This window comes from Pseudomonas sp. AC247 (genome assembly GCF_979258015.1).
Genome location: NZ_OZ409829.1, coordinates 4,313,867 through 4,327,675 on the forward strand (window position 1 = coordinate 4,313,867; position 13,809 = coordinate 4,327,675).

Consider the following 13,809-nt stretch of genomic DNA (forward strand, 5'->3'; position numbering starts at 1 on the left):
CTTATAATCGCGGCCTTCAAACGCCCTGGCGCAGTTGTGCGCCCCGCGAACCCGGATCCTCGCCATGTTACGAATCACTGAACTCAAGCTGCCAATCGACCATCCCGAAGAAGACCTGCGCCCTGCCATCGTGCAGCGTCTGGGCATCGCCAGCGATGATCTGCTCGATTTCACCTTGTTCAAGCGCAGCTACGATGCGCGCAAAAAGTCCTCCGAACTGTGCTTCATCTACACCATCGACCTCAGCGTGCGCGACGAGGCCACGGTGTTGGGCAAGTTCGCCGACGACCGTAACGTCAACATGGCGCCGGATGTCAGCTACAAATTTGTTGGCCAGGCGCCAAGCGATCTGAACCAGCGCCCGATCGTTGTCGGTTTTGGCCCGTGCGGGATCTTCGCCGGCCTGTTGCTGGCACAAATGGGTTTCAAGCCGATCGTCCTCGAACGCGGCACCGAAGTCCGCCAGCGCACCAAAGACACCTGGGGCCTGTGGCGTAAAAGCGTACTCAACCCAGAATCCAACGTGCAGTTCGGCGAAGGCGGCGCGGGCACGTTCTCCGACGGCAAGCTGTACAGCCAGATCAAGGATCCGAAGTTCCTTGGCCGCAAAGTCCTGCACGAGTTCGTCAAGGCCGGCGCGCCGGAAGAAATCCTCTACGTCAGCAAACCGCACATCGGTACGTTCCGTCTGACCGGCATGGTTGAAAACATGCGCGAGCAGATCCGCGAAATGGGCGGCGAAGTGCGCTTCCAGGAGCGCGTCACCGACGTGCTGATCGAAGACGGCCAACTGGTCGGCGTCGAGCTGGCCAGCGGCGAAACCCTGCATTCGAAACACGTGGTTCTGGCCCTCGGCCACAGCGCCCGCGACACCTTCCGCATGCTCCACAGCCGTGGCGTGTTCATGGAAGCCAAGCCGTTCTCGGTGGGTTTCCGCATCGAACACCCGCAATCGCTGATCGACCGTGCGCGTCTGGGCAAATACGCCGGCCACCCGAAACTCGGTGCCGCCGACTACAAACTGGTGCACCACGCCAAGAACGGCCGTTCGGTCTACAGCTTCTGCATGTGCCCGGGCGGCACCGTGGTCGCGGCGACCTCCGAGCCAAACCGCGTAGTCACCAACGGCATGAGCCAGTACTCGCGTAACGAGCGCAACGCCAACTCCGGCATCGTTGTCGGTATTACCCCGGAAGTCGATTATCCGGGCGGCCCGCTGGCAGGGATCGAGTTGCAGGAACGTCTGGAATCCCACGCGTTCATTCTGGGTGGCAGCGATTACAAGGCGCCGGCGCAACTGGTCGGCGACTTCATCAATGACATTCCCTCAACCGAACTGGGCGAAGTCGAGCCCTCGTACAAGCCGGGCGTCGCGCTGGGCGACCTCGCCCTGGCGTTGCCGGACTTTGCCATTGAGGCCATCCGCGAGGCCTTGCCGGCATTCGAGAAGCAGATTCGCGGGTATTCGCTGCACGATGCGGTATTGACCGGGATCGAGACGCGCACCTCGTCGCCGCTGCGCATTACGCGTAACGAGACGCTGCAGAGCATGAACGTCAAGGGCTTGTTCCCCGCCGGTGAAGGCGCCGGTTATGCGGGCGGGATTCTGTCGGCGGGTGTTGACGGGATTCGCATTGCCGAAGCCGTGGCGCGCGACATCCTAGGTCTGACTGACTGACACAAAAACGTGTAGGAGTGAGCCTGCTCGCGATAGCGGTAGTCCATTCAACATCAATGTTGAATGTTATTCCGCCATCGCGAGCAGGCTCACTCCTACAGTTGATTTCGGTGTGTCAGATATTGGCGCGCAGGACTGAGGTCGGCAGCGGTTCACCGCGCTCGGCACTCGCTGTCACGGCTTCGATCAACCCACTCAGCTCATAGCCCTGCGCTCTCAGCCAATCCTGATCGTAATACGTGTCGGCATACCGCTCGCCGCCATCGCACAGAATCGCCACGATCGACCCCGACTCCCCCGCCGCTTTCATCTGCTGCGCCGCCATCAACGCGCCGATCAGATTAGTCCCGCTCGACCCACCAACATGCCGTCCCAGACGCTGCGCCAGATAATGCATGGCCGCCAGCGACAAGGCATCCGGCACCTTGACCATCGCATCGATCACCTTGGGCAGGAACGACGCCTCCACCCGTGGCCGGCCAATGCCCTCAATGCGTGAACCGCAATCCAGGCGCAAACTCGCGTCACCGCTCTGGTAGTAATCGAAGAACACCGAGCGCTCGGCGTCGGCGCACAACACGCGGGTGCAATGTTGGCGATAGCGCACGTAACGGCCGAGGGTCGCGGTGGTGCCGCCGGTGCCGGGGCTGGAAATCAACCAGCTCGGTTCCGGGTGCTGCTCGTAACGCATCTGCTGAAAGATCGACTCGGCGATGTTGTTGTTCGCGCGCCAGTCGGTGGCACGTTCGGCGTAGGTGAACTGGTCGATGAAATGGCCACCATGCTCACGCGCCAGACGCTCGGATTCGGCGTAGATCTGCGTCGGATCTTGCACCAGATGACTCTGGCCACCGTAGAACGCAATCTGCGCGATCTTCTCTTTCGAGGTAGTTGCCGGCATCACCGCAATGAACGGCAAACCGAGCATCCGCGCGAAATAGGCTTCGGAAATTGCCGTCGAGCCGCTGGACGCTTCGATCACCGGCGCGCCGGGTTTAAGCCAGCCGTTACACAACGCATAGAGAAACAGCGAACGTGCCAGCCGATGTTTGAGGCTGCCGGTCGGATGGCTGGACTCATCCTTGAAATACAACTCGATGCCGGCAAAACCTGGCAGCGGCAAGGGAATCAGATGGGTGTCGGCGCTGCGCTGAAAATCCGCTTCGATGATGCGGATGGCTTCGCGGGCCCACTGTCGGTTGTCGCTCATGGTGATGGTTCTCGTTGAATCGGGCAGGTGGTCTATCTGTTCGAAAAGCTTGCTCACCAGCTTAGGAAAAATCCTCCTTCACGCACAGATACAGCTGCGTCTCAATGTGTCGGGCAACTGCTAGGCTCAGCGTGGCCGGGGCTCAGCCGCGTTGTAACGCCATATAACAAAAAAGAATATAACTTTTGTTTTAACAACTAACAGTACGGGTTAGGGTGTCCCACCTTTTTGACGATTCGATGGAGAGCGACCTTGCCTCTGCGTAGCACTTTCACGCGTTTCTTTCAGTTGGAAGCTGCCAGCGGTCTGTTATTGATCGCCGCAGCCATCCTGGCCCTGATTATCAACAACTCGCCGCTGTCGTGGCTGTACACCGGCCTGCTCGACACCCCCGTGGTGGCGCAGATCGGTGCGTTGAAAATCGCCAAACCCCTGCTGCTGTGGATCAACGACGGTCTGATGGCGATGTTCTTCCTGCTCATCGGCCTGGAAGTGAAGCGCGAGGTGCTCGACGGTCAGCTGTCCAAGCCCTCGCAGATCGTCCTGCCCGGCGCGGCGGCGATCGGCGGCATGCTGGTGCCGGCGCTGATCTACTGGTTTCTCAACCGTGACAACCCGGCGGCACTGAGCGGCTGGGCAATCCCGACCGCCACCGACATCGCCTTCGCCCTCGGCGTACTGGCGTTGCTCGGCAAGCGTGTCCCGGTGTCGCTGAAGCTGTTCCTGATGACCTTGGCGATCATCGATGACCTCGGTGCCATCGTGATCATCGCAATCTTCTATTCCGGCGAACTCTCAACCCTGTCACTGGGTCTGGCGGCGGCGTGCATCGCGGCGCTGGTGGCGATGAACCGGCTCGGGGTGGTCAAGCTCGGGCCGTACATGATCATTGGATTGATCCTCTGGGTCTGCGTCCTCAAGAGCGGCGTGCATGCGACGCTGGCGGGCGTGACCCTGGCCTTCTGCATCCCGCTGCGTACGAAAAACGCCGAGCCCTCGCCGCTGCTGACCCTCGAACATGCGCTGCACCCGTGGGTAGCCTACGGCATCCTGCCGCTGTTCGCCTTCGCCAACGCCGGCCTTTCACTGAGCGGCGTGACCGTGGAAAGCTTCACTCACCACGTGCCGATGGGCATCGCGGTGGGCCTGCTGCTGGGCAAGACCGTCGGTGTGTTCGGCCTGACCTGGCTGGCGGTCAAGGTTGGCATCGCCGCCCTGCCCCAAGGCGCCAACTGGGGTCAGGTCATGGGCGTGGCAATTCTCTGCGGGATCGGCTTCACCATGAGCCTGTTCGTCGGTTCGCTGGCCTTTGAGCCGGGCGTGAGCGACTACGCCGGGATGGATCGGATGGGCATTCTGACCGGCTCGATTCTGGCGGCGTTGATTGGTTATGCGGTGACGGCGGCGGCGAGTCGCCGCAATGCTCTGCAAAACGCCTGATACGCATATTTCTACAAAAGGCAGAGCCCTTCTATCTAGAGGGGCTTGGCTCTGAACCTTGCAAGTGTGCTATATCTTTCGTTGACAGCCGCACCTTCTCAGCACCGCATCTGGAGTCATCCATGTCACGTAAAGCAGAAAAACGCCCAATGACGGACGATCAGATTTCCGTACAGGAATCGCGTATTCCGGACATTGCTCTGAAGGCATTCAGCAACGCTTATAAAATGGCGCTCGCCAACGGCGCTGCGGTTCTCGTTGCCAAAGATGGTCAGCTGTTTGAAGTGACCGAGAAGACATCAATTGCTTTGCGCTCAATCGGCACCTATGGAAATCTGAAAAGCGGCACTCGCCTGCACATCAACAAATCAAAACAGGCCACTTCTTGAGCACACCGAGGATACGGATATTCGCGGGCCCGAACGGCTCAGGAAAAAGCACCTTCAATCGACTGGTTCCCGCGCATTTGCTGGGCAACTACATAAATCCTGATGACATCGAACGAGCAATCAAAGATACGGGCTATTTTGATTTCACCTCCTATCGCATCGAGGCTCACAAGGAAGACATTTTCGACTTCTTCCGTGAACATGCCCTACTAAAGAAATCCCCACATTCACTAGCAAAGCTCGATGCCCTTACGATTGATGGCGAACGCCTCAGCTTTTCCAATACTGAAATCGACTCATACGTCGCATCCGCCCTTTCCGACTTTATACGTAGATCACTGATCAAAGAACGCATCAGTTTTACCTTTGAAACAGTCATGTCCTCCTCTGACAAAGTCAGCCTGCTCGCCGAGGCCCATCAGTCCGGTTACCGGGTTTACGTTTACTACGTCGCGACAGCCGATCCTCAGATCAATATTGCCAGGGTTGCCTATCGAGTATCCCAAGGCGGGCACAGCGTTCCTCCTAAAAAAATACAAGCGCGGTACTGGAGATCTCTTGAGCTCTTGTCTGAAGCTATCTTGACCTCGAACCGGGCCTATATTTTCGACAACTCGGATGAAGGCAGTGAAGGCCTGACGCAAATAGCGGAGATCACTGATGGCGAACTGATTGAAATCAAGTCAGACACCCAGCCGCCATGGTTCAAAGAGTTCGTACTCGATAAGTTGCTGTAAGTGATGGACGCGAATTTCTCCCCAATCTTCTGACTCTTTTATAGTCTTGCTCTTCAGCAAAGCGCCAGCAGTCTTGCGTCGAACAATCCCCACGTCTTTAGAGACGCGTCCTACAGCCACAACTTTCCTGCTTCGTTAACGTTGCCCAGCCCTTTGCAAAGGGCTGTCGATGGATGAGCGAAAGGACGATCAGTGGCTGGCGACAAGGACATTCCCCGGGTTCCCAACCCACCGCAAGGCGACGGGCATCACGTCACCCACCGCTTTATGAAGGCCAGCGAATTGGCCGCGCGCGACGCCAGACAAAACGCTTACGACGCCATGTTGGCGCGGCAGGAGGCTTTCGAGCGTAGCTGTGAGGCGGCGGTCAAAAAAGCCAACCCCGAGCGTGCCGGCTGCGTATTCGCCAAGTCCTGCAACTTGCCGGATGCAATCATCGACTACTCGAGCCCCTCGGGGATGGTGCCGACCGACAGCCTGAAGGATTACGGCGATCTCATCCTGCTCGGTGCCCGCGAAGCCGATGAAAGCGGTGCAGTTCATCTCAAGAAAATCGGTGCAACGGCCATCCCTACAGGATTTGGCAGTTTTGCGCTGGCAGGTTCGGCTTTCAAAGCTCTGCCCGCAATTGTATCCATCCCGGTGATTACGCCATTGGTGGGTCTGGTGGCGCTGTTCATGCCATCGAGCCTTGATGACAGCGCGCTGTATACCGAGGAGCAATTGCGCGGCCTTCAACAGGCGCGAACTCGCGTCCGGTTGAGAGTCGAGCAACAGGCTGATGGAAGCTTGAAGGGCTACGGCTTCTACACCGGCAAACATCGCGATTGGGAAATGGTTGATGTCGTGCAATTCAGCGCGCGGGGCAGCGAGTTTATTGCCGATCTTGGTGAAGACGTAGAACTGATCTGGACACCTGCTGTTGATGGCTCGGACATCCTCGGCATTCCTGCGCTGGAGGCTGCACCGCAAGCACCGCATATCTGGGTTTATCCGCCGACGAAGGCTGCGGACGGGATTCTGGTCAATCCGGTTTATCCGCCTGAGTACCGGGACTTCATTTTGGTTTTTCCAGCGCATTCGGGGATTCGGCCAATTTACATCGTTTTAAGCCGGGCTCGCGACCATGTCTACTACGGCCACCCAGAGACACTACCGGCCTTCCCTGACGCAGTTAGAGTAAAGTCGAAATCTTCGGTGAAAGGTGGTGGAAAGCAGCGAGCACGGTGGGTAGACCGCAAAGGTCGAATCTATGAATGGGATTACAAAAGTAACGCTGTGGAAAAATACGACAAGTTGGGAACGACTCATTTAGGCGAGTTCAATCACCTGACGGGTGAACAGACCGGGCCTGCAGAGCCGGACAGAAGAACTTCTAGAAATTAAGGATTGAGACATGCGCTACCTTTCGATAACCGGCTTTTACCCTGATGATGCTCAAGATGACTCTTTGCAATTCGAGTTGTATATCAAAGATAGCGAGATGAACGAAAAAGTTGCACAGCTCGTTGAGTCTAAGCCCCTGAATGAATTGGAACCCGGAGAGCTATTATTGACTACAGATCAAGTCACAGCGCTGCAAACTCTTCTCAAAGTTAGCCTCCCTAAGGGTTTGGAGTTTTTCATGGGCACCTGTGCTGACTACTGAACTAACGAATTGGAAGCAATAAAGAAAAACCCCGACCAGTCACCTGATCGGGGTTTTCTTTACCCTGCATCCCGCTTAGTGCGAAACGCGGCTGGTGCCGCCAACGGTGGAGATGCGCACGCGCTCGCCAACGCGGAACACTTCGTTCTCCTGAACCTGCTGCACATAGGCACGCATGCTGCCGTCGTCTTCACGCACGGTGATTTCCACACCTTGCGTGCGGGTCAGGCCTTCTTCTGTCGCCGAACCAATCAAACCACCCGCCACTGCACCGATCACTGCAGCAACAATGCTGCCCTTGCCGCCACCGATGGCGCTGCCCCCGACGCCGCCCACTGCTGCACCGGCGATGCCGCCGATCGGGGTTTTGGTGCCTTCGATTTTGACCGGGCGCAGGGATTCGATGGTGCCCATGCGAATCGTCTGCACGCGACGCGCTTCGTCACGGGAGTAGGAGTCACCGGTCAGGCTCGATTGGCAGCCGGTAAGCAACATCGCCATCGTGGAAAAGGAAGCAACCAGCAGAACAGACTTACGCATAGCATCAACTCCAAAGGAACATATATTCATTAAACTCCGTGGCTTGACGCCTGTCACGACGCAGCCCGGACAAATTGGCTTTCATTCAGGCGAGGTACAGACGCCTGCACTTTTCCCTATAGAAGCCCCTACAGTAGCGCCAAATTCCAGATTCTGCGCCACCGACACCAAGGATTTTCATGGATTACTTGATCATCGTCGTCACCACGGCCGCCGGTTTGTACTTCCATGGGTGGTTGTGCGTGCGGATCAAACGCTGGATGGATCGCGACCTGGCGCTGTCGCTGGCCGGCAAGGATGAGGGCAAACGGGCCTTCATGCTCGAGCAGTTGGCGAACGCTCAGGCGCAGAAGATCAAGCGCCGGGATCTGCCGCAGTGGCTTGAGGCCGCTGCGGCAGGCTATCCCGCTCGGTAGACTGCTCAGGGTGCCAGACGTTCAAGAATCCAGTCAGCGCCCTGCACACGGTAGTTGAGGCGATCGTGCAGACGGCTCGGACGGCCCTGCCAGAATTCGATGCGCTCAGGCAGCAAGCGATAACCGCCCCAATGTTGCGGGCAGTCGGGCTGAGTATCGGAAAAGCGCTGTTCGGTCGCCTTGAGCAAATCCTCCAGTTCACCGCGCCCGTTGATCACCCGGCTCTGCGGTGAAGCCCAGGCGCCGAGACGGCTGCCCAACGGACGCACCTGGTAATAGGCGTCGGACTCCTCGGGCGTGACCTTTACCACCCGGCCTTCGATGCGCACTTGGCGCTCGAGGGTCGGCCAGAAGAAGGTCATGGCGGCACACGGGTTGGCCGCCAGGTGTTGGCCCTTGGCACTCTCGTAGTTGGTGAAGAAGGTGAAACCCTGCTCGTCCAGGCCTTTGAGCAGCAGAATGCGGCAATGCGGGCGGCCGTCCGCATCCACCGTGGCCAGGGTCATGGCGTTGGCTTCCACCGGCGCCTGTTCGGTTTTCACCGCGTCGGCGAACCACTGGTGGAACAGCGCAAATGGCTCGGCCGGGGCTTGCGCCTCGGTCAAACCGTCCCGGGTGTAATCACGACGCATATCTGCCAGAGCCTGGGTCATGGCGCATTCCTTTTCGTTAGCGGATCACTTCTTGGTGGTATCGGTAGCGGCGACTTTCTTGTCGGTCGCGGCGGCTTTGGCTGGCGTGGTTTTCTTCGCTGGAGCCTTCGCCGGGGCTTTTTTGGCGGGAGCCTTGGCAGCGGCTTTCTTGGCCGGAGCCTTTTTCGCGGCAGGCACAGCCGCTTTTTTCGCAGCGGGGGCCGGGGTCACCGGTTTGGCCACTGGCTTGACGTCTTGCGCGGCGACCATGGTCACTGGCTTCGGCGCTGGCATGTTGTACTTGCTCAGCAGCGCGACCATGGTGTTTTGCGGGGTTACCAACAGTTCGACGCGACGGTTCAGGGCACGGCCTTCAACGCTGTCGTTGGCCGCACGTGGGGCTTCGGAACCCATGCCACGCAGCATCAGGCGATCACGCTGCAAACCGCTGAGGCGGAAAATCGCCGCAATGGCCTGGGCACGTTCCTGGCTCAACTTGATGTTGGCCGGAGCGGCACCGCTGGAGTCACTGTGGCCCAGTACCAGAACGGCGGTTTTCGGGTCGGCTTCAAGGATTTTCGCTACACGGGTGAACGGACCGAGGGTGACCGGCAGCAGCATCGCCGGACGATCCGGGTTGAACGAACCTTCCACCGGAGCGGTCACGACCAGCACGTTTTCACGGCGTTCGAGTTGCAGGTTGCTGTCCTTGACCGCTTCACGCAGACGCGGCTCGTAGTCGTCAAGCCAGGCTTGAGTGACTTTCGGATCCGGCATCGGCACGGCTTTGGTGGTCGGCTGATCCTTGCCACCGAACGGCCACCACCACTTGCTACCGGTGTCGGCGTCAGCCTTGGCCACGGCAACCGGTTTCTTGGCTTCCGGTGCGACTTCAGCCTTCATGTCAGCCTTGGCCGCTTCATCATCGGAACCGAACGGCCAGTACCAAGGGCTGCTGCTTTCAGTTTTGGCGACCGGGGCAGTGGCAGCTGGCTTCAAAGGTGCAGGAGCCGGCTCTTTAGCGGCTACAGTGTCGGAAGAACCGAACGGCCACCAACTGCCGCCGTCCGCATCGTTTTTCGGGGTCTGTGCGCAACCGGTGATCGCTACACACAGGGCCAAGGCGAGGGTCTTTTTAGATGACATTGAAAATCCACAAAATGAAGTAATGAAAAATCAGAGCACTTTCGCCCGGATAAACAGTCGATTTGAATCGAAAAACCAGTCGAGGTTCCGACCCTGGAGCCTCTATTGACGCTTTACAGACAAGTGGCAAGTACCCGCGCAAGCTTCTGCGCGCGCGGGTCCATCAAAACGTACGGCCCAAGGGTGTTTGTAACGAATCCGAAGGCGACATCATGCTCAGGGTCAGCAAAACCGATGGAACCGCCCGCGCCAGGATGGCCAAACGCCCGTGGGCCGAGGCCGTAAGTGGCGTTGGCCACGTCCGGTTGATCGAGCATGCAGCCCAGACCAAAACGGGTGCGGGTCAGCAATGTTTTGTCTTCACCGAGGCTGTGTTCGCGGGTCAGCTCTTCGAGCATGTCGCTTTCGAGCAGGCTGCCGTCGAGCAAACCGGCGTAGAAACCGGCGAGACTGCGCGCATTACCGTGGCCGTTGGCCGCCGGTTGCTGCATGCGTCGCCATTCCGGCTTGTTAGTGCTGGTGAGCACCGACGGCGGATTGGTAAAAGCGCGGGTGGTCATCGCGCTGGGTTCGCGCATCGTCACTTGCAGCAGGCGCTGAGCGGCAGCATCGCCGGCATTGCCTTTGCCGCGCGCGATGTGCGCCACGCGATGGAATTCTTCGTCGGCCAGGCCAACGTGGAAATCCAGGCCCAACGGTTTCGCCACGCGGGCAACGATGGACTCACCCGGGCCACGACCATCGGCGCGGAGCAGCAGTTCGCCGACCAGCCAGCCGTAGGTGATCGCGGCATACCCGTGAGCGGTGCCCGGCGTCCACCAAGGGGCTTCGGCCGCGAGGGCGTCGACCATGGTCTGCCAGTCGTAAAGGGCTTCGGGGGCGAGCAATTCACGCAGCGCCGGCAAGCCGGCCTGGTGGCAGAGCAATTGGCGCAGGGTCACGGATTCCTTGCCGGCAGCGGCGAATTCCGGCCAGTAGCGCGCGACAGGGACATCGAGTTGCAACTTGCCTTCGGCGACCAGTTGCAGCGCGGTGACAGCGGTAAAGGTTTTGGTGCAGGAGAACAGGTTGGCGATGGTGTCGCTGTGCCAGGCCTCGGCACCGTCCTTGTCGGCGGTACCGGACCAGAGGTCGAGGACGGTTTGTCCACCGACCTGAATGCACAAGGCTGCGCCGCGTTCCTGGGGATCGTCGAACAGTGCTGCGAAAGCCTCGCGCACCGCTTCAAATTGAAGCTCGTAATGTCCCTGAATCTGCACCCGCAACTCCCCCGCGAAAACGCTCTACAAAGTGGCCCGCATTGTTCCAGCCCTTGAGGGATTTGGGAACAGTTGCGGGCCAGACGGTTAAAAAGCCAAATCAAAAGATCGCAGCCTGCGGCAGCTCCTACATGGGATTGCGTTCCTTTGTAGGAGCTGCCGAAGGCTGCGATCTTTTAGCGTTTCAAACCTTAATGACCATTCCCCGAATGCCCACCCGCATGCCCTGCCCCCGCGCCCTTGCCGGCCTCACCTTTGCGGCCGCCTTCGGCTTCGTGCACAGGGGCTTTCTGCACTTGCTGACCTAACTGATCAACCGCCTGCAAATTGCTTTTACGCACGGTCTCGACAAAGCCCTGATACGGCAGATCCGTCACCCCGACCAAGCCGAAATGACCATTCTCGCCATCGAGCAGACGCCCGGTCACCGGTTGATCCAGATACTGGAACCAGTGCACGCCGACAATCGAAGGCTCGCTCAAGGCCTGCTTGAGGAAATTGGCGTAGGCCGGGCCACGATCTTCTTCTTTGCTCAGTTGCGTCACGCCGCCCCAGAACGGGCCGCGATCAGCGGAGCCGAAGTTGAATTCAGTAATCAGCACCGGTTTGTCCAAGGCACCCAGCGCGGCAAAGTCATAACCATCCTGTGGCTTGAGCGTGTACATGTTGAAACTCAGCACATCGCAGTACTGCGCGCAGGACGCCACGGCTTCCGGAGTGCTGATGGCGAATCGGCCGCCCAAAAGCATCTGGTTTGGCGCGTGCCATTTCAGCGAGTCGGAAATGGTCTTGAAGTACGTGTCAGCGAAGACCTTCTGGAAATATTTGAAGTCGGCTTCGATTTCCGGGTGTTCCGGGTTCGGCAATGGTGGTTCGAAGCCTGGGTCTTCCATCAATTCCCACGCCGGCAGGTCAATGCCCCAAGCCTTCGACAACCCGGCCTGATTGCGGTACTTGTCGCGCAGTTGCTTGAGGAACGCACGCTTGGCCGGCACGTCGGTGGTCATTTTCAGCGTGCCGTAGGCCAACGCGTAACGCGATTTCGGGTCAGCGCCGGGACCGGCCCAAGCCAATTCGTTGTCGGCGTAATAGCCGATCAGCCACGGATCGTCACGGTGATCGCGGGCAGCAATGGCCACGGCGCGCTCGGTGGCCATGGCGAAACGCGGGTCGAACGGATCGGGCATGCCGCCCCACCAGTCGCTGCCGGTGCTGATGCTGGTGTAGTCACCAACGATCGACAGCGGCAAGGTGTACGGCACCCGCTCGGCATCGCCCAGCTCAGGCGCGCTCCAGTTGCCGAGCGTGTTGAAGCCCCAGGCTTGCAGGCGATCAAGCGTGTGGTTGGCCCACTGCGACTCATCAATTGTTGCTTTACACGGCGCGGAAGTCTTTTCGCTGGCCACTTGCACGGTTTCAGTCTTGGCCGCTTCGGCGACGCCAGACTTCGGCTCAGCCGGTACAGCTGCAGGTTCTGATGCCTTGGCGGCGGCGGTTTCAGCCGCTTCAGCTTTCGCCGCTTCAGCAACGCCGGATTTGCTTTCGCTGTCCGCTTTGCACGGTTCGCCGTACACACGCTGCAAGTTGGCGCCGTAGAAGTCATACCAACGCCCATTACCGTAGCCACGGCCCTGATCGGCGCCGTTGCCGCCATGGTTATCGCCTTCGCCAAAATGCCTGGCCAGTGGCTCGTCGGCTTTGGGCAGCGATTCAAACATGTACTCGCGACCGGCCACGTAGGTCTGGTTGACGTCCGGGCTGACGGTGTTGACGCCAAGGGAGTAGAACGGGTGCCCTTCCGGCGTCACCAGATACCAGCGACCATCACGCTTTTCCGTGCGGAAGAAGCCACTGGCCTTGAACGCCGGGCCTTTGTTCCAGCCACCGAACTTGTCCAGCGAGGACTTCTCGCGTTCGGCCAGCCAGGTTTTCAGCTGTTGCTGTTCCTTGGCGGCGGCGGATTTCAGCTGTTCGTCATTGGCGACTTTTTCCGGCCATTTGCTGCGGGTCGATTGCCCGTAGGCGTCGACCAGATTGCCATAAACAGCCTGGGTCACCGAGTCGCCGTCCTGCACACCGAAACGCTCAAGCAGCAAGCTCTGCGCGACTTTCGGCTGATCCATCGACAAGCTCACCGAGACCACCTGGCTGCGATCAATCTCACCGCTGCTGCTGGCCAGCAAAATCCGCTGGCCATCGACGGTCATCGGCATCGGCGGGCCGGCCTTCATGCCCTGGCTCAACGGTGCAGTCGCCACCAGTGGCACCAGCAACGTCTGCGCAGGACCTGCCGGCAGATCGACGCGGCTGACCAGCGTGCGGCCGTCATTGCTCTGGATTTGCACGTAAACGGTGACAGCCCAGTTCATCGCGCTCTGCAAGCGCAGGGTCATCATCCCCGACTGCGACCAATCCCAGGCACCGGTTTGCGGGGTCAGGCGCAAAGTCGGGCGGGCCACCGGATTGAAGGTTACCCGGCGCAGCACTTCGCCTTCAGCCGTCTGTTCGGCATTGGCTTGCGGCAAATCGGCGTTTTCCGTGGCGATCTTTACCACGTCGGCCGGACGCACAAAGTTGAACAGGGTCTGCTGACCGGCTGGCGCTGCGAGCAACGGCGCAGCGAAGATCAAGGCGAAAACGGCAGGCAACGAACGGCGAATCATAAGAACGGAGTTCTCCCTAACGACCAACTGAGGCCAATGGAAAAGCGATGG

The 13,809-nt window shown here is 59.3% G+C and carries 13 protein-coding genes; 7 read left to right on the plus strand and 6 right to left on the minus strand.

The window, feature by feature from the left end; all coding sequences use genetic code 11:
- Window positions 1-64: 64 nt before the first annotated feature.
- Window positions 65-1,678, plus strand: a complete 1,614-nt coding sequence (locus ACZZ0B_RS19585; RefSeq protein ID WP_463546039.1) for an NAD(P)/FAD-dependent oxidoreductase — start codon at window positions 65-67, stop codon at window positions 1,676-1,678.
- A gap of 115 nt (window positions 1,679-1,793) precedes the next feature.
- On the opposite strand, the gene ACZZ0B_RS19590 is transcribed toward ACZZ0B_RS19585, so the two are convergent.
- On the minus strand, window positions 1,794-2,888 hold the full coding sequence (locus ACZZ0B_RS19590; RefSeq protein ID WP_008086336.1) for a PLP-dependent cysteine synthase family protein: 1,095 nt from the start codon (window positions 2,886-2,888) through the stop codon (window positions 1,794-1,796).
- Between the two features lie 252 nt (window positions 2,889-3,140).
- On the opposite strand from ACZZ0B_RS19590, the gene nhaA reads away from it, so the two are divergent.
- The 5 genes from nhaA to ACZZ0B_RS19615 all read left to right on the plus strand — a co-directional run bounded on the left by nhaA (window position 3,141) and on the right by ACZZ0B_RS19615 (window position 7,102).
- Window positions 3,141-4,328 (plus strand): Na+/H+ antiporter NhaA, encoded by a 1,188-nt coding sequence (gene nhaA, locus ACZZ0B_RS19595; protein WP_008086339.1) that lies wholly within the window; start codon window positions 3,141-3,143, stop codon window positions 4,326-4,328.
- Window positions 4,329-4,450: 122 nt separating this feature from the next.
- A complete protein-coding gene (locus tag ACZZ0B_RS19600) occupies window positions 4,451-4,717 on the plus strand; it encodes a hypothetical protein (protein WP_008086340.1) in 267 nt (88 codons plus the stop codon).
- The gene (locus ACZZ0B_RS19605) at window positions 4,714-5,454 is read left to right on the plus strand and encodes a zeta toxin family protein (protein ID WP_463546040.1); all 741 of its coding nucleotides are present in this window, start codon (window positions 4,714-4,716) and stop codon (window positions 5,452-5,454) included. Before ACZZ0B_RS19600 ends, ACZZ0B_RS19605 begins: the two co-directional genes overlap by 4 nt.
- 192 nt (window positions 5,455-5,646) lie before the next feature.
- On the plus strand, window positions 5,647-6,840 hold the full coding sequence (locus ACZZ0B_RS19610) for an S-type pyocin domain-containing protein (protein ID WP_463546041.1): 1,194 nt from the start codon (window positions 5,647-5,649) through the stop codon (window positions 6,838-6,840).
- Between the two features lie 10 nt (window positions 6,841-6,850).
- Window positions 6,851-7,102 carry a pyocin S6 family toxin immunity protein gene (locus ACZZ0B_RS19615; RefSeq protein ID WP_440093609.1) on the plus strand — a complete coding sequence of 84 codons (252 nt, stop codon included), beginning with the start codon at window positions 6,851-6,853 and terminating at the stop codon, window positions 7,100-7,102.
- A 75-nt stretch (window positions 7,103-7,177) separates the two neighbouring features.
- Here ACZZ0B_RS19615 and ACZZ0B_RS19620 read toward each other — a convergent pair whose 3' ends face one another.
- Window positions 7,178-7,642 carry an outer membrane lipoprotein gene (locus tag ACZZ0B_RS19620; protein ID WP_008086349.1) on the minus strand — a complete coding sequence of 155 codons (465 nt, stop codon included), beginning with the start codon at window positions 7,640-7,642 and terminating at the stop codon, window positions 7,178-7,180.
- A gap of 179 nt (window positions 7,643-7,821) precedes the next feature.
- Here ACZZ0B_RS19620 and ACZZ0B_RS19625 point away from each other — a divergent pair, with 179 nt between their 5' ends.
- Window positions 7,822-8,058 carry a hypothetical protein gene (locus ACZZ0B_RS19625; protein ID WP_463546042.1) on the plus strand — a complete coding sequence of 79 codons (237 nt, stop codon included), beginning with the start codon at window positions 7,822-7,824 and terminating at the stop codon, window positions 8,056-8,058.
- Window positions 8,059-8,063: 5 nt separating this feature from the next.
- Here ACZZ0B_RS19625 and pdxH read toward each other — a convergent pair whose 3' ends face one another.
- The 4 genes from pdxH to ACZZ0B_RS19645 form a co-directional block, all read right to left on the minus strand.
- Window positions 8,064-8,711, minus strand: coding sequence for a pyridoxamine 5'-phosphate oxidase (pdxH, locus tag ACZZ0B_RS19630; protein ID WP_008086353.1), 648 nt, complete (start codon window positions 8,709-8,711; stop codon window positions 8,064-8,066).
- Window positions 8,712-8,735: 24 nt separating this feature from the next.
- Window positions 8,736-9,836: an OmpA family protein gene (locus ACZZ0B_RS19635; protein ID WP_158832040.1), complete on the minus strand. Its 1,101-nt coding sequence runs from the start codon at window positions 9,834-9,836 to the stop codon at window positions 8,736-8,738.
- Window positions 9,837-9,949: 113 nt separating this feature from the next.
- Entirely contained in the window at window positions 9,950-11,095 is a 1,146-nt protein-coding gene (locus tag ACZZ0B_RS19640; protein ID WP_463546043.1) for a serine hydrolase domain-containing protein, read from the minus strand.
- Window positions 11,096-11,286: 191 nt separating this feature from the next.
- Window positions 11,287-13,758, minus strand: a complete 2,472-nt coding sequence (locus ACZZ0B_RS19645) for a beta-agarase (RefSeq protein WP_463546044.1) — start codon at window positions 13,756-13,758, stop codon at window positions 11,287-11,289.
- Window positions 13,759-13,809: the final 51 nt, after the last annotated feature.